This is a genomic window from uncultured Solobacterium sp. (genome assembly GCF_963550625.1).
GTDB lineage: Bacteria > Bacillota_I > Bacilli_A > Erysipelotrichales > Erysipelotrichaceae > Bulleidia.
In genome coordinates this window covers 190651-216349 of sequence record NZ_CAUVCV010000002.1, presented here as the reverse complement: position 1 = coordinate 216349, position 25699 = coordinate 190651, and the positions used below count along the sequence as shown (strand labels likewise).

Here is a 25699-nt window from a genome sequence, read left to right as displayed (position 1 = left end):
ATGATTTGTCATGTTTGATAAATGCTAGTAGTCTTTTGCGACTATAAAATAAGACTATACAAAAGGAGATTTCAAATATGACAACAGTATTGGAACTTACAGATATTAAGAAAATATATCAAACAAAAAATATTAAAACAGAAGCCTTAAGTGGTATTCACTTCTCTGTACAGCAGGGAGAATTTATATCGATTATGGGAGAATCTGGCGCAGGAAAAACAACACTTTTAAACTTGATTGCGACACTAGATAAACCAACGTCAGGAAATATCTTATTGAATGGGAAAAATATCAGTAATTTAAAAGATTCAGAAATTGCAAGCTTTAGAAGAACTGAACTTGGATTCGTATTTCAAGATTTTAATTTACTAGATCAATTTACCAATCAGGATAATATCTTTCTTCCACTTGTCCTTTCTGAGGTTCCGGTAAAAGAGATGAAGGATAGACTATCCAATATGCAGGATCGTCTTGGAATCAAAGAATTGTTAAATAAATATCCTTATGAAATTTCTGGTGGTCAAAAACAAAGAGTAGCTATCGCAAGAGCAGTGATTACAAAACCATCATTGTTGTTGGCGGATGAACCAACAGGTGCTTTAGATTCTGCTTCATCCGAAATGATTCTAAATCTATTTGATAGTATTAATCGAAATGGTCAAACCATTTTGATGGTTACACATTCACTTCGTGCAGCTTCTTATGCGAAAAGAGTCTTATTTATTAAAGATGGTATTGTTTATCATGAATTGTATCGAGGTACAAATGAGAACCAAGCAAACTTCATGGAACGTATTCATCAAGCGCAGTTAGTTCTTTCAAAAAGAGGTGAAGACTAATGAAGTGGGGAATGGCATTTGGGTTTGCAAAACGTAACCTGCATGCAAATAGATTGCTTGAAATACCATTTGTATTATCAATTGGAATTATGTTTCTGTTGTTTAATATCATGGTATCACTCTTATCAAATCAATATGTTTTGACGCGACATGCGGATTTGCCATCTGTTATTCAATTTGGTGTCGTGATAGTTGCTATCTTTACGTTTATCTTTGTCATGTATGCAAATGGTTTCTTAATGAAACGTAGAAACAAGGAATTTGCATTATATGGAATTCTTGGTCTAGAAAAGAAACATATTCGTAAAATTCTATTCATTGAATATTTTGCATTGTTCATTTGTACACTTATTATTGGCATTATCGGTGGATATATTTTTGGTAAAGTTACTTTTATTGCATTGAATTATCTGCTGAAAGATACAGCAGGTAGCTTAATGGATTTTCCGTTTAGTAAGACGGCCAGTTTATCGACAGCGGTATTAGCTTTCATATTATTTGTGATTACTCTTATCAGAAATAATATTAAGATCTATCTTGCGACTCCTGTAGAACTTCTAGGAAATCAACATAAAGGTGAGGGTGAACCAAAAAATAGATATCTATTCTTATTATTAGGCTTTATTTTACTTGGAGCAGGATATGTAATTGCCTTAACGGTTCAAGGAATATTAAGCTCATTAGTCTATTTTTTCTCTGCCGCATTATTAGTTCTATTAGGAACATATCTTTTATACATATCATTCTCAATTTTTATCTTAAAACTACAAAGAGGGAATGAAAAATATTACTATAAGCCAACACATTTTCTAAGTGTTAGTGGACTGCTCTATCGTATGAAGGCAAACGCAGTATCATTAGCAAGTGTATCTATTCTTAGCACTGGTGTATTAATTACATTATCTGTAACTGCCGCAATTTACTCGACAATCCAAAAAACGGTAGATTATGTAATGCCACGCGACTATTCATTATCCTCAGATGAAATCGTTACTACAGAAAACAAAGATGAAATTGAGCATATTTTATATACTGCAGCTAATCAAGGTCTAGAAGTTTCTAATGGCATTGAGGATGATTATATTTCTTATGGATACGAAACAGCAGCAAATCGTGTAGGGAATGAATTAACTGTTGTAAAATCAGGACAAGCACAAAGACCATATTTTATGATTGTTCGTGACCTTGCAAGTTATAACAAACGTACACATCAACAAATTGTTTTAAAAGATAATGAAATATTAATGTGTGCAAATCAAAAAAATATCCTTGATTTAGATGAGATTAAAATTGGGGATATTACATATACGATTCATAAAGTTCCAAATTTTATTCCTTCAACATATGCAGTAGAAAGTTATGGAATCATCGCAAAAGATTTTGCGGTTATGAAAAAAATTGGGGAAGTTCTCCAAATAAAGAATTTTGATAATGGTGAATATTACGCACCAAATATAACAGCGAGTTTAAATTGGAATCTTAAAGCGAATGTAGTTGATAAAGTAAAGTATTTTGCAACACAGTCAACATACGCAAAAGAAAACTCATTCGATTTTGAAACGAGAGAGGAAACTATCAAAAAAGCGTATGAGTTAAACGGTGGATTCCTATTCTTGGGTGTATTAATTGGTATAATCTTCATTGTTGGTACTGTGTTGATTACCTATTACAAGCAAATCAATGAAGGATATGAAGATCGTGATAAATTCCAGATTATGAAGAAAGTTGGATTACCAGATCAATTAATTCACCAAACAAGTAATTCACAAGTTTTATGGCTGTTTTTAGCACCACTAGCAATCGCTGCCTTACATAGCCTAGTAGCTTCAAAGATAGTTTCTCAATTACTCGGTTTATTTGCGGTAAATTCCTATATGGAGTATGCACAGATGTTATTTGCGGTAATCGGAATCTTCTCCATTGTTTATTTTGTGATATTCCGTCTTACATCAAGAGCATATTATCGCATTGTTCATTAGTTAGTTATAACAGTACATTTACATAAAATAAGTACAGTTCGTATCAAAGTAGCCGATCGTATGATCGGTTTTTATTTATGGTTACTGGCGTATTTTTTGTATAGCAATATTCATACAATATGAAATGTAGAAAGGAGAACTTTATTTGATATTAACAAGGAGAAACATCAAAGATATGTTGAGAAGAATTAAGTAATTAACAATCTTATGTGTTTCGGTTTGAATGCATTAATTGCAGTAATTAAAAGTTTCTGAAGTCTTATAGGATTTCTAACTTTCATAAGTAGAATATATACCTAAATTATCGTAATTTACCCTCGCGAGAAAAACAGGGTGTTGTGTGCAGGAGGATTAAATTGTGCACAACAAAATAGATGAAATGGTATTGACTGTTCCCTTAGGGAACAGTACTACAGTTGAAATTGTAGAAAGCCAAGAAAAAGTGTTATCTGTAAATGAAGTATGTAAAATTGCGAATATCAGCCGTAAAACATTGTTTTATTACGATAAGATTGGTCTGCTATTACCAAAGAGAAGAATTGGTTCGCAACATACAAAAATGTATGATAAGAATGCAATCCATAAATTGCAGCAGATTCAAATGTATAAAAATGCTGGGCTATTATTAAGAGAAATTCGCGAAATTCTTAGTGATTCAAAAGAGCATGCATACAAACAATTACAGAAAGCAAATGTCAGATTGACAAAAGAACTCGATAAAATTAAGATACAAAAAGAGAACCTGGAGATATTACTTCAGGAAATAAAACAGGGGGAATAATTATGGCAAAGGGTTTAATCACAAAAATCATCGTATCTGTATTAACGATCTTAGTACTTGTACTAGGATACAAAATTGTACTTTCACCACGAGATGGAAAGATTACAATAACATCTACAGAAATCAAAAATTCATTTAAAGAGATTGGTCAATTAGCAGTAGAGGAGTATAACTTTACGAATGTTGGAAAGTTTAGCCAAGATAACATGTCTGCGTTTGGGATCTCTATTCCGTTTACAGATAAGTCATTCTTGATGACTTACAGTGGTGTATGTAAAGCAGGCATCAAGGATATCTCTGAAATTAATATTGAAGTTAATCAAACAGAGAAAAAGGTAATCGTAGATTTGCCAAATGTTGAAGTGTTAGATACATATATCGATGTAAACAGTATTGAAGTTTATGATCAAAGCTTTAATCCAATCAATCAAATTACTGTAAATGATGTAAAGAATTTCCAAGCTAATGAAACCACTAAAGCTGAGGAACTTGCAATCAAGAATGGATTACTTGATAAGGCAAAAGTACGCATGGAAGAAGTTGTTAAGAGTCAAGTGAAGATGTTGCTAAGCAATACACAACAATCAGAATACGAAATCATTATTAACTGGAAGTAATTATTCATATAAAAATAGATAAAGAGGATTTTTAATCTAGTAATTTAGAAAAATCCTCTTTAATTTTAATGATTATTATTTGATTTATAGTATGCGAGATTGAGCATTATTACTTTTGATATTTACTTATTTGTCATATTGTGACTTTTGTTACATTTCAATTTAAGTAAACTATTGTATGATATTAAAAGTGAGGGGACTAAAGTATGGAATACTTAGTAGAGACAAAGGGAAATGTAGAAGAGCAGATTTCCAAAGTATATTCGATATCTGCTAAAAATAAGAATGAAGCAGAACAAATTGCAAGAAAGCAGTTTAAAAATGAATATAATTCAGAGGTATTTGTAGTCGAACAAGTGAATGGAAAAACAAAGAATTTGATAGTTTCATTTATTCTTTTGGCATTTCCGGTTTTCTTATCATTGATTAGATGGAGAAATGGCATTACGGCTGTTAAAATTAGTCCAGATCTACTGTCAGCAATATATGCAGTATTTATATATGGTGCATATTTTTTCCGTTTTAAATTAAATCATAGTTATGGAAGTGGAATCAAAATTAAGTTTGGAATAATAGACGGTATTTCTGCAGTATTATTAATTGCGTTATTTGCCTCTTTTGTTCAAATTTTCTTGGCGGAAATAACTGTACCTTTTATTTCAGTTAAGATAAATACACAATACCTGCTTATCATTTCAATTATTCTAATGTATGGTGGTATGAAAAGGATAAGTGCACTTTCATTTGTTGTTATCATGCTTGTTGCGATGATTAAAATTGCTACTCTCAATACCGCGATGGGATTGTGGGGGTTTGTATATGTAATTACATCATTTTTAGGGTTATTGATATATATGATGGCTGAACCACCATTTATAGAATTTACTAAGAATTTCGGACGAGGAACAACTTATGTATTGAAAGAAAGTATCAAGGTTAGTGGTAATACTGTTAAACAAGTTGCAACTTCTGCTAAAAATAAAATAGAGATGATTGCAGACGGAGTTAGTGATCATGAATAAATTATTTCGTAGAGCTACTGTCATATTTGTTTTGGTAGTATTTATCCTTCCTGTTTTAGGTTGTAAGAAAAAAGATACTGCAACAAATCAAGAGGCAGAAAAGAAGAAGGAAGAAGAATTGTATCTAACAGTAATTAATGATACAGGCAATATTCTTACCAAAGTGGTTGTGACCATTGGGGAAGGTACTGAGATTCTTGAAGTAGAAGATATAAGTACTGATAGTTTTTCTTTATTAATTCCTGATGAATTTAAAAATGAAGGTACCTATAATATTACTTGTATAGATAATTATGAATTTAAATATGGAAAATCAATTGATGTAGAAGATAATCATGGACGCTATGAAGTGAAAATTTCGAAAGATAATCGTATCCCTCAGGACGGTGACTGGTGGCGTGAGGTTGAGCAATTCTTTAATCAAAAATAAAGTTAGTTGTTTTCGTTTTTGAAGTGTTATTATAGTAGTGGTGAAATACTACGTGTGGACCGTTAAATGGGTCTGCGCTTAGTATTTCGCTTTTTATGCTTACGACTTATATATCATGTTGATTTTTTAAATATTACAAATTACATAATTTTATTCATAATTAAATCATTCAAATTAATAAAAGATGATAGTACTATTGCTATCACCTAAGATAAAATGCTTCGAATGTACTGGTACGCCACATCCAGGTATCTGCTTGATTTACAAGACTCACGGTCACATAGCGATTTCTTCCGTCTCTACATTCATGATAGTAATTATAGTATTAATAATTGTATTTACAATAAACTACTAATTTAGCTTCTTAAATGAATATAATTGGTTAATAAAACCCTCAATTATTTTGCTGTTTTGAAACCTGGCGTATTTTTTGTATAGCATGATAGATAAAATATGAACTAATGATGAGAGTGTTTTTTGGAATGAAGAGAGATAACTTTTTTATTACCAAGAAGTTATTAAATATTCAAAGTTTAAAAGTCAAATTGAGTTACTTGTTAACAAAAACACTTAGGTCCGACTACTGTTTGAACAAAAAAGGTATATTGTATTGTGGGAGTTGAATTATGAACAAGAAAAAACACACGAAAACTGAGCGAAAAAGAGCATGGGATTGTTATGTTCATAGACTGACATTACCTATTGTAATACATCGTCCTACAAAAGAAGAAAAGGAAATGCTCAAAAAAGCAGGTTATATTATTAAATAGAAATTATATAGAAAAGATTTCTTGCCGAAGTGGGGGGCTTTTCTCATATGTTTTAGCACCATCAAATTTTTGCTAGGCTACAATGAATGATTATGGAGAAAATATATATGTATTTTATTTTTATAATTAAGTCATGGAAAGGATAGAAGATCATGAAAAAAAATTTAAATGATGAAACATTGAAACACATCCATTCACAATTAAAGAGATTAAAAAGTTTTGATATATTCTACTGTCAAGAATGTTATATAAAAGCTGGTAAAGTTGCAGGCAATATATATACATATAACTTTGAAAATTTAACAATTACCAATGACCGCAAAGATATTGAAATAAAATTTAATACAGAACAAGAGATGATTGCGCACAGGTTCAAAGATAGTACGTGTTTATTAGACTATGTGAATAAACATGGCGAAGTACCAGAAGGAATCTGGTTAATTGATGATATAAAAGTTTTTTTTGAGGAGGAGGAAGATGAAGATGAAGAATAAATCTTAATTGGCGGTGATTCTGCGAGTATCGAAATTTATGCTGGGCTACAACAGACTTGTTTTCCTAATTTTGAAACTTTATAGAAAGACTTCTCTTGATGGATTGTATTTTGCTTGTTTATATGCTATATAATAAACGAAAAGCAGTCATGGTCTGCGAAGCGTTTACCGCTTAGACCTACGGTTGCTTTTATTTTTTTCGAGTGTTGGTATATTGTTACAACTTTTTTTGTTTCTAATCATAACAATAAAACTCGGAATTTTAACCGAGTTTTTTACTTTTCGATATTTAGTCTGTGTTTGCCGTGGTATGTGATAGCCATGAAGACTGGACCTACATGGCTTCCAATAACAGGTCCTAACTGCATGATAGAAATCTTTGTATCCTTAAACTGTGGGTATGTTTCAATCAAGTCATTACGGAATGCAACTGCATCGTCGTATGCATCTGCATGGATAATTGCGATTTCTTCATCCTTTGTATAGTCTGCCATGTCTTCTGCACAGGATTCAATTAATGAACGTAGTGCTTTCTTTCTACCGCGTACTTGTTTAAAGGAAACAAGCTTTCCGCTATCTGGAATATAGATTAATGGCTTAATGGATAGAATTGTTCCAAGCAGGGCAGATGCGTTGGATAATCTTCCGCCACGTCTTAACCACTGTAGGTCTTCTACCATGAAACGGTGAATGTATTCAAGTTTATGTGCATTTCCCCATTCCATAACTTGATCATAATCCCATCCTTCTTCATGACGTTTTACTAATTGTTTTAAGAAAAGTGCTAGACCACCTGTAACGCAATAGCTATCTAAGAGATTAATCTTACGATCAGGGTATTCTTCGCTTAAAGTCTGAATTGCGCGCTCAGCGTTATTGATAGAGGCTGATAATGCGCGTGTCATATCAACGAATAGAACATCATTACCTGCTTCAAGAAGTTCTTTTAAGAATTCATAGTATGCATATTCTGTGATTTGAGATGTATTTGGTTGTTTACCTGCACGCATGGAAGTCATTAAGAAATTACGACTTTCTTCCGTGCAATCATCGATATAAACTTTATCATCAATCGTATATGTATATGAGATAAAGGGGATATTGTGTTCTTTTAGGTACTCTGCTGGCAAATCCGCAGTAGAGGATGTTGCGATTACATATTTATTCATAAAACCTCCAAGTATCATAAAAGTATTATAAAGAATTAAAGATATTTGTCTATTGATTTAAGACAAAATAAAGAAAATGTCGTGAAATTTTCACAATATAAAATAATGAAAATTTATTGTTTGGATTACAGAAAATATTGACAATGTTAGTTAGTGAGTCTAAACTAACATTAGTTAGAGCCCTCTAACTTTTGTTCATTTATATAAGGAGGCAAACGATGATACCATTAGCTTTAGGAGTAATCGGTCAAGAGTATAAAATTGTTAAAATCGGGGGAAGTGCAGAAGTGAAACAACACTTAGCAGATCTCGGTTTTGTTGTTGGTGGATCTGCTACAGTTGTCTCAGAAGTCGGTGGAAATCTCATTGTAAATGTGAAAGAAACACGTATTGCAATTGGGAAAGAAATGGCTATGAAAGTCATGATATAGGGAGGATAGAATGAATACATTAAAGGAAGTTGCGATTGGCGGTACTGCAAAGGTTGTCAAGCTCCATGGTGAAGGTGCTGTAAAGCGTAGAATCATGGATATGGGCATCACTAAAGGAGTTGAAGTTTACGTTCGTAAGGTAGCTCCACTAGGTGATCCAATTGAAGTAACTGTAAGAGGCTATGAATTATCCATTCGTAAGGATGATGCTGCAATGATTGAAGTTGAGTAATTCATAGATTAAGGGAGAAAATTAGTATGGCAAACGAAAGATTAAAGATTGCTTTAGCGGGTAATCCAAATAGTGGTAAAACAACTTTATTTAATGCCTTGACTGGTTCTAATCAGTATGTAGGTAACTGGCCAGGCGTAACAGTAGAAAAGAAAGAGGGTAAACTCAAGAAACATCCTGATGTGATTATTGAGGACTTACCTGGTATTTATTCTCTTTCACCATATACATTAGAGGAAGTTGTATCTCGTAACTATTTGATTGGTGAACATCCTGATGCGATTTTAAATATCGTAGATGGTACAAACTTAGAGCGTAACTTATATCTAACAACACAGTTACTTGAAATTGGAGTTCCAGTTGTAGTAGCTGTAAATATGATGGACCTTGTAAAGAAGGCTGATGATAAGATTGATATCGCTGCCTTAAGTGAGAAGTTAGGTTGTAAGGTTGTTGAAATTTCTGCATTAAAAGAAACAGGTATTATGGAAGCAGCAGAAGCTGCAATTGCAGCTGCAGAAGCAAAGTCAGCAACAGCAATTCATAAGTATGAAGATAAGATTGAAGCAGCTCTTTCTAAGATTACAGATTCTGTATTAACGGATGTATCTGCAGATCAAAAGCGTTGGTATGCAATCAAAGTATTTGAAAGAGACGAAAAAGTACTTGCAAGATTGAATCTCAGTGAGAGCCAGATGGCTGAAGTAGAGAAAATTGTTTCTGCAGTAGAGAAGGAGTTGGATGATGATGCCGAATCTATCATCACAAATGCTCGTTACTCATTTATTACAGAAACACTAAACGGTATCTATACAAAACAGAATGCTGGTAAGCTCAGTGTTTCTGATAAGATCGATAACATCGTTACAAACCGTTGGTTAGGTTTACCTATCTTTGCGGCAGTTATGTTTATCGTATACTTCGTATCAATTCAAACATTTGGTACAGGTGCTACTGACTGGGTAAATGATGGTTTATTCGGTGATGGTTGGTTCTGGTTTGGCTTAGGACGTGCAGAATATGATGAAGATTCTGGTACATATAAAGCAGATCAAGAAGCAAAACAATCATTCATCGATGAAGCGATTGAAAAGGGTTATATCTCTTCTAGTGAAAATAGTGAAGGTGAAACAGAAATTACAGTTCTAAAGCAAGAACAGTTAGAGAACTTGGTTGTTTCAGCTGATATTCATAATGACGAAGGTGATGTAGAGGAAACTCGTGAAGTTACTTACTCCGATTATGAAATCTATTCTGCAGAAGAAGAACCTGAAGCAGCTACATATGGTCCATGGCAAGATGGCTTACCAACAGTCATTGGTAACTTCTTGAAGTCTATTGAAGTTGCTGATTGGTTACAGAGTCTTATACTAAATGGTATTGTTGCTGGTGTAGGTGCGGTTCTTGGTTTCTTACCTCAGATGTTAGTATTATTCTTCTTCCTAGCATTCTTGGAAGGTTGCGGTTATATGGCACGTATTGCGTTTGTTATGGACCGTGTATTCCGTAAGTTTGGCTTATCTGGTAAGAGTTTTATCCCAATGTTAATTGGTACAGGTTGTGGAGTTCCGGGTGTCATGGCTTCACGTACAATCGAGAATGAGCGTGACCGTCGTATGACAGTTATGACTACAACATTTATTCCATGTTCTGCGAAGTTACCAGTTATCGCTTTAATCGCTGGTGCTTTCTTCCAGAAGTCTGGATTAGTAGCGACAAGTGCTTACTTCTTAGGTATTGCGGCTATCGTTATTTCAGGTATTACATTAAAGAAGACAAAGATGTTTGCTGGTGATCCTGCACCATTCGTAATGGAATTGCCTGCATATCACTGGCCAACTCCATCTAATATCTTACATTCTATGTGGGAGCGTGGTTCTTCCTTCGTTAAGAAGGCAGGAACAATCATCTTACTTGCGACTGTATTTGTATGGTTCATGCAGAGTTATGGCTTTACAGAGAATGGATTTGGTGCTGTAGAACAGTCTGAATCTATGCTTGCAGTCATTGGTAATGCAATCAAGTTTATCTTCATACCTTTAGGTTGGGGAGATTGGCGTGCAGCTGTAGCTTCTATTACTGGTTTAGTTGCGAAGGAAAACGTTGTAGGTACAATGGGTGTTCTCTATGGTGCTGGTGAAGTTGCAGAAAATGGATGGCAGATCTTTAAATCTATGGCAAATGCCTTCAACAATAATCCAGTTGCAGGTTACTCATTCCTAGCATTTAACTTACTATGCGCTCCTTGCTTTGCGGCAATCGGTGCTATCCGTCGTGAGATGAATAATGGTAAGTGGACATGGTTTGCAATTGCTTACCAGTGTGGTCTCGCTTATGTGATTGCTCTGATTATCTACCAGGTAGGTTCTGCAATTACAGGTAATGTAAATCCTATCGGATTAGTCGTTGCGATTGTATGTCTGGCGGCTATTATCTGGGGACTTGTTCGTCCAGCAGCAAAAGACGATAAATAATAAATCATAAGGTGCAGGGATGACCTGTACCTTATTTAGAAAGGTGTATGAATATGTCTATACACGAATTAACAGCAGCGAAGATTAAGTACCTCGTTACATTACTTCGCTTAGATCCAAGTGGTAGAGGTGTACGTAGTGTAGCACTTGCAAAAGAATTAAATGTTTCTAGACCAAGTGTCTGTGCGATGTTAACAAAGCTAGCACATGAAGGATATCTCAACAAAGAGCACTATGGTATTGTATACCTTTGCGAAAAGGGAAAAGAAATAGGGAAGACGTATAGTGCAGTAGAACTACATTAACCAGTTTCAATAAACTAAAATTAGAAAGAAGGCAGTATGGGTACATTAGTAGTAGGTGGTATTGTTGCCATCATCATTGGATTTGCGATTCGCTCTGCAATTAAAAGAGGAACATCTGGTTGTTGTTCATCTGGAGGATCTTGTGGTTGTGGTGGTGGATGCGGCTGTCACACAGATGTGGAAGTTACAGATAAGAACCTTGCACATTATCCAGTTGAAGCAGTTCTGACTGTGGATGGAATGACTTGTGGACATTGTGCTTCAAAAGTTGAAAATGCATTAAATACACTAGAAGGTGTATATGCAGTTGTTGACTCTGATTTAAAGAAGGCACACGTTCATATGAAGTCTAAACTAGATGAAGCGGTATTACGTAAAGTAGTCAATGATTTAGGTGAATACACAGTATTACATATTGATTGGATTAAATAGAAAAGTGGTTACTTCGTAATGAAGTGACCACTTTTTACATCAATGATGTTGGATAAAAGAGAGGAAGTATGTATAGGAAGAGGATATAACTTGTAACAAATGTTGCTGTTATAAACTGGATTAGATTAAACTTTTTATGCATACGAATAATCATTAAAATAAGAGAAATGAAGATAGCTACAAGTAACCATAGGGCAATCACTCTTCTCTCTGTATAACCGTAGGTAAAGAAATATAGTCCAAGTTTTAAACATGCAAGCAAGTTGAAACAGATAGTTGTAAATAACAAGATATATGTATCAATCTTAGTGCTGTTTGTATCTTCTTTTCTGATTAGGAAGTTTAGAGCTAAGATCAGTACGATGTTTAATCCCATGATTCTAAAGAAGTTCCAGAATCCTCTTACTGCATATTCGCAAGAACTTTGTGCAGTAGGTGCAGCTAATACGGTTGGTAGGTCTGATAGTTGGAAGATAAAGAATGCAAGGTATAGCGCAAGTAATACAACAGTTGTAATGCGAATAGAGATCAGTGGAATCACTTTTTTCTTTAGGAAGAACTCTCTACAACCATCGTAGGATATAAATGGTTTCTCGCTAAGGATGCAACTACTGATCAGACCAAATAGATATGCACCAACTGGAATACTCCAAATGATACGGTAGAAATTCATCGAAATTAATTCATGAAAAATGAATCTAAATAGACTGTTTGTTAGAGTTGAAAAGTTTTGATCGATTGCGGATAATTGTCCTAATGCGAAAAGTACCAGTGGAATCAAAATAATGATACTAAATAAGATTGTTTTGATTTGTTTGGAACGGATATGTGTCAGTATATATTTGATGACATGAATCATGCGTGCAAATATATGTGAGAATGGTTGAATAATCCATCCTTGGAAGAAATCCAATAGGATAGTTTCACTTGTGTTTGGAAGTGATAACCTTTGAAAACGACATAGTGTATAGTAGATTACAGTTGCGTGTAAAAACGCCAATTTTTCAAATTCGAAAGAACGATCAAATCCTAGAAGTATTCCTTGGAATAATAAGAAAGTCGCCCATAGAATAGATTCTTTCGTACGTTCTTTGTGTATGAAGTATGCACTGGCTTCTACAATGACGATGTAGAAAGCAGCTAGCTTTGCGAAAGCAAAGTAAATAACAAGAAGTGATGCATAAAAATGTCCAAATATATAGGTTGCGATTGCGATACAAAATAAGAGGGTATCACGATCAATCATAGCTTGTTTATTCTGGTTCATAAGTCAGTATATCTCCTGGTTGGCAATCTAAGATTTTACATAACGCTTCTAGCGTAGAGAAGCGGATTGCCTTGGCTTTACCATTTTTTAGAATTGATAGATTTGCGGGTGTGATGTCGATTTTTTCAGCGAGTTCACCAGCACTGATATGACGTTTTGCCATAATGACATTTAAGTCTACGTTAATAGGCATATGTCACCTCATATCGTCAGGTCTAATTCGTCTTTCATACGAATTGCCTGTTGGAAAATATTTTGAATAATACGAATAATCAAAGCGAAGAAGATCGCCGCAAATACGATACTGTAGAATAGCTTTGACCATATCGCCGCAAGAATAAAGGCTAGAGCACTTCCTGCCAAACAACAAAGACTTGCATGTCTTAATAGATTTACATTCGCCATAATAAATACATTCTCTTTAGAAATATTTACGAGAAGTTGATTGATGATGTATAGCAGGCGAAGTAATACAACAAAGCCTACATAACCAATACCACAGGCTAGTATAATCTGATTCTGCGTGGAAATTGATGTAATGTTTCTACTATCTATAAACTCTGTTGCGATTGAAACGCTATTGATAATGATATACATGGCAACAAGTGCAACGAGTAATATCAAAATGCGTGTAAGTAATAAGCTATTGCGTATATGTTTTGAACTAGATTCCATAATCAAGTCCTCCTTGTGAAAGTATCATAATACAGATATTTCTGTAATTCAATAATTATTTATCGAAAAACAATAAATAATTATAGTTGACATGCATATATTACTGTATTAATATAATAGTGTATTAAGACAGTAATACAGAAGGAGAAACGATGAGTTGGGAATTTAGAAATGATCAAGCGATTTATCCACAACTAGTCAGTATTATCAAACGAAGAATTGTGACGGGTGTATATCCGGCTGGTTCCAAGTTACCATCTGTTCGTGAATTAGCAGAAGAATCTGGAGTGAATCCAAATACAATGCAAAGAGCACTGACAGAATTGGAACAAGCAGGTCTTGTATATACACAACGTACAGCAGGACGTTTTGTCAGTGAAGATAGATCAATGCTTGACAATATTAAGCATGAAGAGGCGAGAAGCCTAACCGCGGGATACTACGCTAAACTAAAAAAGCTAGGATATTCCAAAGAAGACATGATTGGTTTTATTAATACGCAAGGAGAAGAATGATGAGTGTAATGTTTGAATGCAAAGGTTTAACAAAGAAATACGGTAATAAAGTAGCGTTAAACCACGTTGATCTTTCATTAGAGTCTGGACGTATCGTAGGTTTACTTGGACCAAACGGTAGTGGTAAGACAACAATGTTAAAGCTTGCTAACGGTTTATTGACACCAACAGATGGTGGAATCTTTATCGATGGTAAAAAGCCAGGAATAGAAACAAAGGCTGTTGTATCTTATCTACCAGATGCGGATTATCTGTTGGAATGGATGAATGTTGGTGAACTTTTAGATATGTTTAAGAGTTTCTATGATGATTTCCGCTATGATCGTGCATTAAAGATGTTAGAGGAATTACATATTCAGCTAAATGATAAACTGAAGAATTTATCAAAGGGTAATAAAGAAAAAGTACAGCTTGTACTTGCGATGAGTCGTGAAGCGAAGGTTTATTTCTTAGATGAACCAATTGGTGGTGTTGATCCAGCGGCGAGAGATTACATCTTACGTACGATTATTGGTAACTATAGTGAGAATGCATTGGTTGTTATTTCAACACACTTAATCGCTGATGTAGAACCTGTATTAGATGAAGCTATCTTTATTCGTGATGGAGAAATTATATTCCATCGCAGTGTCGATGAGATTCGTGAAAAAGAAGGTAAGTCAGTAGACGCATTATTCAGAGAGGTATTCGCATGCTAGCTAAATTAATTCATTTTGAGTTTAAATCAACATATAAATTATTTCTAATCTTGATTGGTGCTGAATTTTTATTGTCACTAGTACTAGGTATGACAATTAATTCAAACATTCAGATCATCTCAGAGAGAATGATGTACAATCCATATTACACAGATAGTTCATCTACATTCTCGTTTATTTTGGTCTTAATGGTAGTCGGTGTATTCTTTTCGACTTTCATTCTAATCTTTGGATCTTCTGTACAGCGTTTTCATAAGAATCTTTTATCTGGACAGGGATATTTGATGCATACATTACCAGTTACGACTTGGCAGCTTGTACTAAGCAAAGTCATTGCGTATTTGATTTATGTTGTACTATTCGTGCTTGCACAGATTATCTGCTTATTTGGTGTATTGATTGGTTCAGGTCAATTTATTGATGTGATTCGTAGTATTGATTTCTATTGGATTGAGCGTGTACTACGAGCAATATTTGACCTAGGGTTCTTACAGGTTTGCTTAACATATCTATTCAGTGCATCCCGTTTCTTATTACTCATTTATCTATGTTATGCGATGGGTAACTTATTTCCAGAACACCGCTTACTTGTTGGTATCGCTACATTTATTATTCTAGGTGTTGTGATTCCATCGTTACTAAATCTTCCATCTATCCTTGTATATACATTTGGTGCTGTATCGATTATGAACGCATTCTACTATGGCATGAATTATCAAACAGTTACATTACTGTATACATTGATTATGAATGTAGCGCTATTTGCGGCCACCGTATATATCTTGCACTATCATCTCAATCTGGAGTAATGAAATATGATAAGACATATTGTGATGTTTAAGCTTCAAGCTTTAAACCATGAGGAGAGTTTGAAAGAAGCAGTGACTCTTGCTAGAAGTCTTACTAGTTTAAAGGAAGTGTCAAGTGGTGAAGTGGTATGTAATCATTCAGATGCAGATCCAACAAATTATGATTTTGCCTTAGTGTTTGACTTTGTATCCTTTGAGGCATTAAATGCGTATCAAATTCACCCAGAACATTTAAAGCTAAAAGCTTTATTAAAAGATAAAATTCAAGCACGTTCTTGTATCGATTATGAGATTTAGAAGAAATTCTAAGTCTCTTTTTTAAGAAAATGGGCATATTCCTTGAAAATGAAATATAATTCTACTATCTTATAGGTGACTACGGTCATAGGAGGAACTCATAATGGAGAAGAAAGTTTCAAAACTAATCAACGACCAGATTAACAAAGAAATGTACAGTGCTTACTTATATCTAGATTTTGCAAATCATTTCACTGAGAAGGGATTAGATGGTTTCGCCAACTGGTATAACATCCAGGCTAAAGAAGAAATGGACCATGCATTAAAGTTCATCGCTTATTTACATGACAATGATGAAAAGGTAACTTATGAAGCAATCGCTAAGCCAGAGTCAAAGACAAAAGAAGATATTGATGTGTTAAAGGCTGCTTATGCTCATGAGAAGTCCATTACAGCATCTATCAATGCAATCTATGCTGAAGCAAGCAAGGTAAACGATTACCGTACAACACAGTTCTTAGATTGGTTTATCTCAGAACAGGCAGAAGAAGAAAAGAACGCTGCTGACTTAATTCAAAAGATGGAATTATTTGGAAGTGATCCTAAAGCCCTATACTTATTGGATCATGAATTCGCATCACGTTCCTATAAATCATCAGCCCAATAAATATTAGGAGGAAAGAGTGAACATGAAATTTTTTATTAACAGAACAACAAAAGAAATTATCGAAGTAGTATTAGGTAACGATACAACATTCACATCTGAAGGCGGAGAAATGGTTGAATTAAAAGCTAATTCAACAGATGCTGCAGGTGAAAAGCACGTACCAGTTATCACAGTTGATGGTAACAAGGTTCATGTAGTTGTTGGATCTGTAATCCACCCAATGACAGAAGAACATTCAATTCAGTTTATCGCTTTAGAAACAAAGCAGGGTGTACAGCGTAAGGCTTTATTGCCAACAGAGCAGCCAATCGCTGACTTTGTATTAGCTGAAGGTGATGAAGTTGTAGCAGCTTATGAATACTGCAACCTACACGGCCTTTGGAAGGTAGAAGCTTAATCAAACATACAAAGGAGAGAAATCTCCTTTTTTCATTGTATGAAAGTGATAGAATAAAGATGAAGTAGGTGGTGTTATGAAGAAAAAAGTCATGTTCTTGTTTAATCCTGAAGCAGGCAATAACGCAATCGAAAAGATTGTCTTTGATATTATTAAGAACCTAACAATTTTTGATTGCGAAGTGACTGTGTTTCCAATCATGCCAGATAAGGGTTTAGGTTCAGAAGAGATATTAATCAACCATGCCTCTGAATTTAAAACGATTGTAGTTTATGGAGGAGATGGAACCCTAAACCGTGTTGTGAATATTATGATGCATCAGGATATTCACTTACCAATTGGTTATATTCCAGGTGGCACAACCAACGACTTCAGTAAAGCGATTGATGAAAATGGAACGATTGAATCCTATTGTCGTACGATAGCTTTTGGTAATCCATTCGCTTATGATGTAGGTTGTTTTAATGGCACATTCTTTAATTACGTAGCTGCTTTTGGGGCATTTACCGCCACAAGCTACGAAACATCCCGTGAGTCAAAGAAGATACTAGGATATGGAGCCTATGTACTCAATGCACTTAGTAATCTTCCAGCTAGTTTAACCAATCATACAAAGATGAAGTTTATTCATGATGGAGTTGAAGAGGAAGGTACGTTTGTATTTGGTGCAATCTCTAACTCACCATCTGTTGGTGGTTTTAAGTTACCATTTCATGAAGATTCCACACTAGATGATGGAAAGTTTGAAGTATTGTTAGTCGCTGCTTTAGATAATCTTGAAGTATTACATAACGTATTAACTGGCGTAGCGACAGGCAATATTGATCCTAAATATGTACATGCATTCAAGACCGATAAGATTGAGTTTATCTGTGAAGAAAATACAGCATGGACACTGGATGGAGAAGATGGTGGTAAACATCGTACAGTTACTGTCGAAATTCATCCAAAATCAATGACAATTATGACAAGTAAGTCATGATAATGTATAATAGGAACGTTGGAGGACATTCATATGGATAAAATTGTTCGTATTGAAAATCGTATAGTATCCGTTGGTAAGGCTGATGGAAGCTTAGAAGAATTTGATATTGCGTATTTTAACTTCCCACCAAGAATTGGTGATTATGTTAATATCTATCGCAATGACGATAGTATTATCATCACGAAGGCTGAGAGTGTTTTTGATAACCGCTCTAATTCTCGTGGAGTAAATAAGACTACTTACGCTCTTCTTGCATTCTTCTTAGGTGTTTTTGGTGCCCAAGAATTCTATGCAGGTAACACGCGTGCAGGTATGCTTTCACTTATTTTCTGCTGGACAGGTATCCCTGCAATTTATGGAATCTATAAGTTCATCATTGCGCTTTCTAAGCCAGCCGATGAGAATGGCTGTATCGAAATGTAAGACGGTATTCTTTGAATGCCGTTTTTCTATTTAAAGTATTTATGAACATGTTTCATTAAGGAGGAGAACATCATGAAACAATATGCACCAATCAAAGAAGGCAAAGTACGTGAAATCTATGACGTTGATGATGCCTTGATTATGGTAGCGACCGACCGTATTTCTGCATTCGATGTTATTTTAAAGAATCAGGTAGTAAACAAAGGAATTGTGTTAACACAAATGTCACGTTTCTGGTTCGATCTGACAAATGATATTGTGAAAAATCATATGATTACAACAGATGTACAAAAAATGCCAGAATTTTTCCGTAACGAGAAATTTGCAGGTAGATCAATGTTGTGTAAGAAGTTAGAGATGTTGCCGATTGAGTGTATTGTAAGAGGATATATTACAGGTTCTGGTTGGGTAAGTTATCAAAAGGACCAAACGGTATGTAATATCAAATTGCCAGATGGTTTAAAAGAATGTGATCAACTTCCTGAGCCAATTTATACTCCATCCACAAAAGCTGAGATTGGCGAACATGATGAAAATATCAGTTATGAAAAGTCTGTAGAAATCTTAAAGAAAGCATACCCAGAGCGTGGTGAAGAGTATGCACAGAAGTTAAGAGATTATACAATTGCGCTTTATAAGAAGTGTGCTGAATATGCACGTACAAAGGGGATAATCATCGCTGATACAAAGTTTGAATTCGGTCTTGATGAACATGGCGAAGTTGTACTAGCAGATGAAATGTTAACACCAGATTCTAGCCGTTTCTGGCCAGTCGAAGGTTACACACCAGGCAAGGGACAACCATCCTTCGATAAACAGTTTGTTAGAGACTGGTTAAAACAAAACCCTAATAGTGATTACTGCTTACCACAGGAAGTTATTGATAAGACAATTGCGAAGTACTTGGAAGCGTACCATCTATTAACAGGGAAAGAACTTACTTTCTAGCTGAGGAATACTCAGCTTTTTCTATGGGAAGATTTAAATAAAAGTGTATAGAAAAAGTGGAGGGTATTATGTGTAGAAGGAAAGATTATTTTAGGGATTTATGTAAAGCATATCCACTACAAAAACAACTACAACAAGCACTTGAAATGAAGATGAAACGATCATCAGCAGATGAAACAGTTCAGAAACAATACCAAGCTGTTTTAAAACAAGTAGAACAAGTAGAGAAAATGATGCATTACATGAAAGTAGTGCATGGAAAGATGGCAATGGATATGTTTGTGTCGTACTACATTGATGGAATACGACAGAAAGATATTGCATACCAATATCATATGTCCTTACGGACACTACAAAGACGTTTTCAAAACTATCGTACTTTATTAGAAGAAGTATTTCGCCATCGTATCGATTGTATGTAGGAAGTGTTATAATCCTGTCATTAGAACAGGAAGTATGTATGAAAAGAAGAAATCGTTTGATTGAACAATTACAATATCGTCTAAGAAGAAGTTATGGCATGGACCGTCTCAATACACATTTGCTTGTATTGATGATAGTTATTTTAGTGTTGGGGTTATTTGTAAAAAATAGTATTCCAGCATTACTTGCATTTGTGATTTTTGGTATATTTGTGTATCGCTTTATATCAAGAAATATCACCAAGCGCAGCATTGAAAATCGTAAGTATCAAGATATAAATCGCTATATCACAAGAAAGTTTAAAGCGATTCGAAATAATGTTACGAATAAAGAGTATAAGTACTTTGTATGTAAACGTTGCTATCAACTTGTACGTGTTCCTAGAGGTAAGGGAGAAATTGTCATTCATTGTCCACACTGTAAACAAGAGTTTTCTGCGAAAAGCTAAGAGTTTACCAGTGTTTATCAATTGAAAAATAGGTGAGTTAGTTATAACATACTACATAGAAAGAAGGTAATTTATATGTCAAATATGAATCCTGTAACATTACAGAAAATTGATACACTACGTGAGAATTATTTAAAGGATGAAAAGGCAAGAGTTGTTCGTAATGCCTTAGTGAAGAATGATATCGGTACAATTAGCCGTAACTTTGATGCGGAAAGAAATAACCCAAATATCTTCTCAATTGACTTAAAGACAATGCCAGTCACAAACCAATATCAGTCTGGTCGTTGTTGGATCTTCTCATCGATGAATGTATTACGTGAACTCATCGCAAAGAAATACAATATGGCTGAGTTTGAATTATCACAAAACTACATCGCATTCTATGACAAACTCGAAAAAGCAAACTGGTTTATGGAATGCACACTACAGGAAATTGATAGTCCTGTAGGAAGTGATAATATGCGTTTCTTATTAGAGTGGGCTGTAGGAGACGGTGGCCAATGGAATATGTTGGTCAGTCTTGTAAAGAAGTATGGTATTGCTCCTAAGAGTGCGATGCCTGATACTTACCAAGGTTCCCATACAGCTAAGATGAATGCGATTTTGAATCGTCGTCTACGTAAGTTTGCGGTAGATAGCCGTAAATTAGCACAAGCAGGTAAGAAGGATGAAATTCCAGCATTAAAGGAAGTCGCACTGAAAGAAATCTATGGCTTGATTGCGTCTTGTTTTGGTCTACCACCACAGGAATTTACATTTGAATACAACGATAAAGATGGTAACTACCATGCGGAGTACAATGTAAAACCACTAGACTTCTACGCAAACCTAGGAATTGATTTATCTGATTATATCAGTGTGATTCATGGACCTACAGAGGATAAGCCATTCCATAAGACATATACGGTTAAGTACTTAGGTAATGTCGTTGATGGAGAACAGGTGAAACTTCTCAATGTACCTATGGATGAGCTCAAAGCTGCAGCGATTGCACAGATGAAGGATGGTTATCCAGTATGGTTTGGTTGCGATTGTGGTAAGGATGCTGACCGTGATACTGGTCTTTGGGATAATGCACAGTATGATTATGCCAATACATTAGATATGCAGCTGGATATGACAAAAGCTGAGATGCTAGACTATAAGGAATCCGCAATGAACCATGCGATGGTATTAACAGGTGTAAACCTTGTAGATGAAAAGCCTACTCGTTGGAAGATTGAAAACTCATGGGGTGATAAGATTGCTAATAAGGGTTACTTCATTGCTTCTGATTCATGGTTTGATGAATATACCTATGTTGTAGCAGTACATAAGAAGTACTTATCTGAAGCTTCTCAAAAGGCATTACTAGAAGAACCAAAGGAACTCTTACCATGGGATCCGTTTGGTACATTAGCTGACTAGTTTTAAAAAATTGATTTAGACCAGAAGAAAATCTTCTGGTTTTTTCATTGTGATGCCGAACTGGACGAATCATAGTGTATAATGAAAATAATGAATTCTATTTGATTTGGAGGATGTATGAAAACATATATTGGAATTGACTTAGGTGGTACAAATGTACGTGTTGCGAAGGTGACAGAATTTGGTGAAGTGCTATCCCAAGTAAAGGGCCCATCATTTGGTATGGAAGGACCAACAAAGGTCATGTCTAACCTTAAGGAAATGGTGAGAGAGATTCCAGGTTGGAAAGATTGTTCTGCAATTGGTGTAGGTGTACCAGGACCAGTTGATAAGAAGTCTGGAAGTATGGTATTAAGCACAAACTTAAAGGGGTTTACTGGGTATCCATTAGCGGATGAATTATCCAAGGAATTTGGTATGCCTGCATTTGTGGATAATGACGCAAACGTAGCAGGACTTGCAGAGGCTTTGGTAGGTGCTGGTAAAGGTAAGAGCGTTGTTTACTATGTAACAATTTCTACTGGTATTGGTGGTGCATTAATTGTTGATGGCAAAACAGTATCTGGTAAACATGGTTTTGGCGGTGAAATTGCGAACATTATCATTGACCGTGACCGTGAAAAGTTTAATAACTTAAATGCAGGTGCCGTTGAAAATGAAGCTAGTGGTACACATATTACACGTAAGGCGAAAGAAGTGATTCAAGATAAGGAAATCTTGCATGCAGGTAATGTATTTGATTTAGCTGATGCAGGAGATGAAAGAGCCATCAAGATTGTTGAAGAAGCCACAAAGGATTTAGGTCAAATGTTTGCGACAATCGCATGTGTATGTGACCCAGATGTCTTTGTAATTGGTGGTGGTATGACAAAATCTGCGGATAAGTTCTTACCTGCAGTAATTGAGAACTATAAAGCAATGTCTCATACAGCCTTGCACAACACACCATTTGTAATTGCGATGCTAGATGAACCTGGCATTATCGGTGCGGCGATGTTACCGATGAGTGAGGGTATTTAATAAAGGAGTTTTATGTTTCATATTTCCGATTGTAAGAAATATACGCGCTGTCCCCGTTTGTTTGCGAATGAAATGCAAGCGGAAAAGAGAAAGTTTCAGCCATTTGTAAGATTGGATGAAGAGGTTAGTGAGCTAGCTTGTACTAAGCTAGGTGTAACTAACCATTTTCTTGGTAAGCAGGGTGATGACGCAAGCCTAGCCATGAATGCTTTGCAGGAATATGACTGGCTTGTCAAAGCACGCTTTGAATACAAACAATTACGTATTAAAGCACCATTTTTACATCGAAATGATGATGGATGGGATTTATATTTCTTATATATTGGATTATTCCCACACGCGGATGATATGCAGTTCTATTGTGATACCGTATGGGTTTTAGAAGAGTTGAATATCAAAATCAAAGATATTTATATGATCCATCTCAATAAGAACTATCGAAGAGAAAAAGAACTTGATCCACACGAATTATTTGTGGTTAGTTCTTCCTTCTATAACGATAAGAATAATCCTACTGTAGATGTGAAAGAGGCCATCTACGATAATATGCATGACTTGCATTATCTTCTAGAACAGATGGAGAAGTGCAATCTAGAAACAGTTGGAGAACCTGTCAGAAAACCACAATGTATGACACGGCAGAAGTGTTTATACTATGATGATTGTTTTCCACAGGAAAAAGAGTTACCAGATAATTCTATTCTGACACTGATAGCTTCTCGATATAAGCGAGAGATGTATGAAGAAGGCAGAATATATCTAAGAGATGCAGATCCTGAAAGGATTGAAGGCTCCGCACAACAGTTTGCCCAAATCCAAGCAGACCGTAATGGTGGTCAATACGTTGATTACAACGCTCTATCAAACTGGCTTGGTTATATTCATTATCCAATTACCTGTATTGACTTTGAATGGGAACGTTTTGCGATTCCACCATATGAGGGAATGCATCCGTATGATGTATTACCATTTGAATACTCTCTACATATCATGCATGAAGATGGTAGAATCGAACATGAAGTGTATCTCAATATTCACGATAATCGTAAAGATATGGCAGAGCATTTAATTCGTGCAATTCCAAAAGAAGGTACTGTACTTGCCTATAACGCAGAAGGGGCAGAAAAACTTCGTATTCAAGAGTTAGCAGACATGTATCCTGAATACGCAGAAGACTTGTTACACATCAATGCACGCATGGAAGATCTACAGTTGCCATTTTCAACAGGTGTTGTCTACGATACACGTATGAAGGGACAGTGGTCATTAAAGACTATCATGGCAATGATGGATGATCCTGGCTATCACAATCTAGATATCCAACAAGGCATGGACGCTGTATTTGAATGGCGTAATCTAGATAAGAACGTTGATAATGAAGATATTGAAAAGAGTATTGCTGACTTAAAGGCATATTGTGGTATGGATACCTATGCAATGACAGTTGTACTGAAATGGCTATTTGAATTGGTTCAAAAAACTTCACTGTAAAAGGTGAAGTTTTTATCACGGAATATTCACATCGAATACAAAAATAATCTGATTTATGTTGTATAATATAGACATAAATACAAGAAGTGCGAAGAGTATCATTGAAAACAATTATAGTTGTTTTGAGTGTATCTCAAGCACGTACAGGAGGTATTGTATGAGATTTGAAATTGTAGGTAAGAATATTGAAGTTACACCAGCAATGCGCACAAAGATTGAGGAGAAATTATCAGCTTTAGATAAGTACTTACTCATCGATGAAAACACGATTGCTCGTGTCCTTGCCAGAGTTTATCCAAACTCACAGAAGGTAGAAGTTACAATCCCATCACGTGTAGGTATTTTAAGAGCAGAAGTTGTAAATGATGACTTCTACGCAGCAGTAGATTTAGCAATTGATAAGTTAGAAGACCAAATTCGTCGTCAGAAGACTAGACTAAATAAGAAGCATCGTGAGCATCTTGCAAATGCGTTTATTGACTCACAACTTGTGGAAGAAGAAAATTCTATTCCAGTAAAGACAAAGACGGTAAACGCTGAAGAAATGGACCTTGATACAGCTATCATGAAGATGGAATTAAGTGGACATAACTTCTACATCTATACAGATGATGAAACAGAAACGATATCTGTTGTATATCGTCGTTCTAGCGGTGGATATGGCTTGCTAGAGGTAAGTAAATAATATGATTGATTGGTCGGGAGAAATCCCGATCTTTTTTATAGGAAAACAAAGTACAGAGAAACTGGAATAAAGATATAAAAAGGATAGTAATACTGGAATTTTAAACACTGTAGTAGGAAAGTCATTCATACTGTGTATATAGATTTAAGGGGATCTATGTTACATGAAATTACAACGTTTACCATACGATGAGAAAGTTAAACTATTAGAGAGTTTAGGAAGAATCTATCGCCGGGAAAAAACGCGAGAGTTAATTGGTGATAGTCATGAAGTTCATGAAAGAACAGCTGTCTATGTTCAAAAAGGGATAGGACACATGATTGAACATGTAATGGAGAATTGTTCTTCAGATACCGTATGCATTATTAAGCATGATTTTCTAGACCAATCACCAAGAAATTGGTACTGTAACTACTATGCAAAATCATCGTATTATCGATTAAAAAAAGAAGCAGTTGAAGAATTCGTTCGTTGCCTAGATATTTGAAAAATGTTAAAATGAACTACAGATATAGATGTTAAAAAGACTGTATTCATGCGGAAATTCTTACTTATTATTTTAGGATAAATTGTAACCGTTTCCATTGTTGAAAACAGATATATCCTATACAACCAGGAGGTTCTAA

General features: G+C 35.0%; 33 protein-coding genes. 29 read left to right on the top strand and 4 right to left on the bottom strand.

Annotated features, from left to right (window positions below):
* Nucleotides 1-77 precede the first annotated feature (77 nt).
* From RYK16_RS02655 to RYK16_RS02620, 8 genes are all read left to right on the top strand, one after another.
* Entirely contained in the window at nt 78-839 is a 762-nt protein-coding gene (locus RYK16_RS02655) for an ABC transporter ATP-binding protein (RefSeq protein WP_313983976.1), read from the top strand.
* On the top strand, nt 839-2818 hold the full coding sequence (locus RYK16_RS02650; RefSeq protein ID WP_314850577.1) for an FtsX-like permease family protein: 1980 nt from the start codon (nt 839-841) through the stop codon (nt 2816-2818). Before RYK16_RS02655 ends, RYK16_RS02650 begins: the two co-directional genes overlap by 1 nt.
* A 358-nt stretch (nt 2819-3176) precedes the next feature.
* Nucleotides 3177-3599, top strand: coding sequence for a MerR family transcriptional regulator (locus RYK16_RS02645; RefSeq protein ID WP_314850576.1), 423 nt, complete (start codon nt 3177-3179; stop codon nt 3597-3599).
* Nucleotides 3600-3601: 2 nt separating this feature from the next.
* Nucleotides 3602-4216: a DUF4230 domain-containing protein gene (locus RYK16_RS02640; protein WP_314850573.1), complete on the top strand. Its 615-nt coding sequence runs from the start codon at nt 3602-3604 to the stop codon at nt 4214-4216.
* Between the two features lie 206 nt (nt 4217-4422).
* Nucleotides 4423-5238, top strand: coding sequence for a hypothetical protein (locus RYK16_RS02635; protein WP_314850572.1), 816 nt, complete (start codon nt 4423-4425; stop codon nt 5236-5238).
* Nucleotides 5231-5668 (top strand): hypothetical protein, encoded by a 438-nt coding sequence (locus RYK16_RS02630; RefSeq protein WP_314850570.1) that lies wholly within the window; start codon nt 5231-5233, stop codon nt 5666-5668. The genes RYK16_RS02635 and RYK16_RS02630 overlap by 8 nt, the downstream gene beginning before the upstream one ends.
* Before the next feature lie 626 nt (nt 5669-6294).
* Complete coding sequence (locus tag RYK16_RS02625) at nt 6295-6438, top strand: hypothetical protein (RefSeq protein WP_314850568.1); 144 nt, start codon at nt 6295-6297, stop codon at nt 6436-6438.
* Nucleotides 6439-6590: 152 nt separating this feature from the next.
* On the top strand, nt 6591-6932 hold the full coding sequence (locus RYK16_RS02620) for a hypothetical protein (protein ID WP_314850566.1): 342 nt from the start codon (nt 6591-6593) through the stop codon (nt 6930-6932).
* 275 nt (nt 6933-7207) lie between these two features.
* On the opposite strand, the gene RYK16_RS02615 is transcribed toward RYK16_RS02620, so the two are convergent.
* Nucleotides 7208-8101: a DegV family protein gene (locus tag RYK16_RS02615; RefSeq protein WP_314850565.1), complete on the bottom strand. Its 894-nt coding sequence runs from the start codon at nt 8099-8101 to the stop codon at nt 7208-7210.
* 218 nt (nt 8102-8319) lie between these two features.
* Between RYK16_RS02615 and RYK16_RS02610 the strand changes: the two genes are divergently transcribed.
* From RYK16_RS02610 to RYK16_RS02590, 5 genes are read left to right on the top strand one after another with little or no spacing between them, the layout of a single operon-like run.
* Nucleotides 8320-8532 (top strand): FeoA family protein, encoded by a 213-nt coding sequence (locus tag RYK16_RS02610; RefSeq protein ID WP_294020929.1) that lies wholly within the window; start codon nt 8320-8322, stop codon nt 8530-8532.
* A 10-nt stretch (nt 8533-8542) separates the two neighbouring features.
* Complete coding sequence (locus RYK16_RS02605) at nt 8543-8764, top strand: ferrous iron transport protein A (RefSeq protein ID WP_294208433.1); 222 nt, start codon at nt 8543-8545, stop codon at nt 8762-8764.
* A 26-nt stretch (nt 8765-8790) separates the two neighbouring features.
* The gene (feoB, locus tag RYK16_RS02600) at nt 8791-11238 is read left to right on the top strand and encodes a ferrous iron transport protein B (protein ID WP_314850563.1); all 2448 of its coding nucleotides are present in this window, start codon (nt 8791-8793) and stop codon (nt 11236-11238) included.
* A 53-nt stretch (nt 11239-11291) separates the two neighbouring features.
* Entirely contained in the window at nt 11292-11543 is a 252-nt protein-coding gene (locus RYK16_RS02595; protein WP_314850561.1) for a hypothetical protein, read from the top strand.
* A 36-nt stretch (nt 11544-11579) separates the two neighbouring features.
* The gene (locus RYK16_RS02590; protein WP_314850559.1) at nt 11580-11975 is read left to right on the top strand and encodes a heavy metal-associated domain-containing protein; all 396 of its coding nucleotides are present in this window, start codon (nt 11580-11582) and stop codon (nt 11973-11975) included.
* A gap of 34 nt (nt 11976-12009) precedes the next feature.
* Here RYK16_RS02590 and RYK16_RS02585 read toward each other — a convergent pair whose 3' ends face one another.
* Genes RYK16_RS02585 through RYK16_RS02575 form a run of 3 tightly spaced genes read right to left on the bottom strand, consistent with a single transcriptional unit; the run spans nt 12010 to nt 13917 of the window.
* On the bottom strand, nt 12010-13242 hold the full coding sequence (locus tag RYK16_RS02585) for a DUF4153 domain-containing protein (RefSeq protein ID WP_314850557.1): 1233 nt from the start codon (nt 13240-13242) through the stop codon (nt 12010-12012).
* The gene (locus tag RYK16_RS02580) at nt 13229-13435 is read right to left on the bottom strand and encodes a helix-turn-helix transcriptional regulator (protein ID WP_298664303.1); all 207 of its coding nucleotides are present in this window, start codon (nt 13433-13435) and stop codon (nt 13229-13231) included. The genes RYK16_RS02585 and RYK16_RS02580 overlap by 14 nt, the downstream gene beginning before the upstream one ends.
* Before the next feature lie 8 nt (nt 13436-13443).
* Complete coding sequence (locus tag RYK16_RS02575; protein WP_314850554.1) at nt 13444-13917, bottom strand: DUF2975 domain-containing protein; 474 nt, start codon at nt 13915-13917, stop codon at nt 13444-13446.
* Between the two features lie 152 nt (nt 13918-14069).
* On the opposite strand from RYK16_RS02575, the gene RYK16_RS02570 reads away from it, so the two are divergent.
* The 16 genes from RYK16_RS02570 (at nt 14070) to RYK16_RS02495 (ending at nt 25560) form a co-directional block, all read left to right on the top strand.
* A complete protein-coding gene (locus RYK16_RS02570) occupies nt 14070-14432 on the top strand; it encodes a GntR family transcriptional regulator (RefSeq protein ID WP_314850553.1) in 363 nt (120 codons plus the stop codon).
* Complete coding sequence (locus RYK16_RS02565; RefSeq protein ID WP_314850552.1) at nt 14432-15130, top strand: ABC transporter ATP-binding protein; 699 nt, start codon at nt 14432-14434, stop codon at nt 15128-15130. The genes RYK16_RS02570 and RYK16_RS02565 overlap by 1 nt, the downstream gene beginning before the upstream one ends.
* Nucleotides 15124-15939 carry a hypothetical protein gene (locus RYK16_RS02560; protein ID WP_314850551.1) on the top strand — a complete coding sequence of 272 codons (816 nt, stop codon included), beginning with the start codon at nt 15124-15126 and terminating at the stop codon, nt 15937-15939. The genes RYK16_RS02565 and RYK16_RS02560 overlap by 7 nt, the downstream gene beginning before the upstream one ends.
* Nucleotides 15940-15945: 6 nt before the next feature.
* Nucleotides 15946-16236 (top strand): Dabb family protein, encoded by a 291-nt coding sequence (locus tag RYK16_RS02555; RefSeq protein ID WP_314850550.1) that lies wholly within the window; start codon nt 15946-15948, stop codon nt 16234-16236.
* 100 nt (nt 16237-16336) lie between these two features.
* Nucleotides 16337-16843, top strand: coding sequence for a ferritin (locus tag RYK16_RS02550; RefSeq protein WP_314110669.1), 507 nt, complete (start codon nt 16337-16339; stop codon nt 16841-16843).
* 22 nt (nt 16844-16865) lie between these two features.
* On the top strand, nt 16866-17240 hold the full coding sequence (locus RYK16_RS02545; RefSeq protein ID WP_314850549.1) for a desulfoferrodoxin family protein: 375 nt from the start codon (nt 16866-16868) through the stop codon (nt 17238-17240).
* A gap of 76 nt (nt 17241-17316) precedes the next feature.
* Nucleotides 17317-18222: a YegS/Rv2252/BmrU family lipid kinase gene (locus RYK16_RS02540; protein ID WP_314850548.1), complete on the top strand. Its 906-nt coding sequence runs from the start codon at nt 17317-17319 to the stop codon at nt 18220-18222.
* Nucleotides 18223-18255: 33 nt separating this feature from the next.
* Nucleotides 18256-18648 (top strand): TM2 domain-containing protein, encoded by a 393-nt coding sequence (locus RYK16_RS02535; protein WP_298664311.1) that lies wholly within the window; start codon nt 18256-18258, stop codon nt 18646-18648.
* Nucleotides 18649-18720: 72 nt separating this feature from the next.
* Entirely contained in the window at nt 18721-19596 is an 876-nt protein-coding gene (locus RYK16_RS02530; RefSeq protein ID WP_294206934.1) for a phosphoribosylaminoimidazolesuccinocarboxamide synthase, read from the top strand.
* Nucleotides 19597-19664: 68 nt separating this feature from the next.
* Nucleotides 19665-20018 (top strand): hypothetical protein, encoded by a 354-nt coding sequence (locus RYK16_RS02525; protein ID WP_314850546.1) that lies wholly within the window; start codon nt 19665-19667, stop codon nt 20016-20018.
* A 38-nt stretch (nt 20019-20056) separates the two neighbouring features.
* Nucleotides 20057-20467 carry a hypothetical protein gene (locus RYK16_RS02520; RefSeq protein ID WP_314850545.1) on the top strand — a complete coding sequence of 137 codons (411 nt, stop codon included), beginning with the start codon at nt 20057-20059 and terminating at the stop codon, nt 20465-20467.
* 75 nt (nt 20468-20542) lie between these two features.
* The gene (locus RYK16_RS02515) at nt 20543-21877 is read left to right on the top strand and encodes a C1 family peptidase (protein ID WP_314850544.1); all 1335 of its coding nucleotides are present in this window, start codon (nt 20543-20545) and stop codon (nt 21875-21877) included.
* A 117-nt stretch (nt 21878-21994) separates the two neighbouring features.
* A complete protein-coding gene (locus RYK16_RS02510) occupies nt 21995-22897 on the top strand; it encodes an ROK family protein (protein ID WP_314850543.1) in 903 nt (300 codons plus the stop codon).
* 12 nt (nt 22898-22909) lie between these two features.
* Complete coding sequence (locus RYK16_RS02505) at nt 22910-24388, top strand: DUF2779 domain-containing protein (RefSeq protein WP_314850542.1); 1479 nt, start codon at nt 22910-22912, stop codon at nt 24386-24388.
* 157 nt (nt 24389-24545) lie between these two features.
* Nucleotides 24546-25073 carry a ribosome hibernation-promoting factor, HPF/YfiA family gene (gene hpf, locus RYK16_RS02500; RefSeq protein WP_314850540.1) on the top strand — a complete coding sequence of 176 codons (528 nt, stop codon included), beginning with the start codon at nt 24546-24548 and terminating at the stop codon, nt 25071-25073.
* 163 nt (nt 25074-25236) lie between these two features.
* Complete coding sequence (locus tag RYK16_RS02495; RefSeq protein ID WP_314850538.1) at nt 25237-25560, top strand: MG284/MPN403 family protein; 324 nt, start codon at nt 25237-25239, stop codon at nt 25558-25560.
* Nucleotides 25561-25699 lie beyond the last annotated feature (139 nt).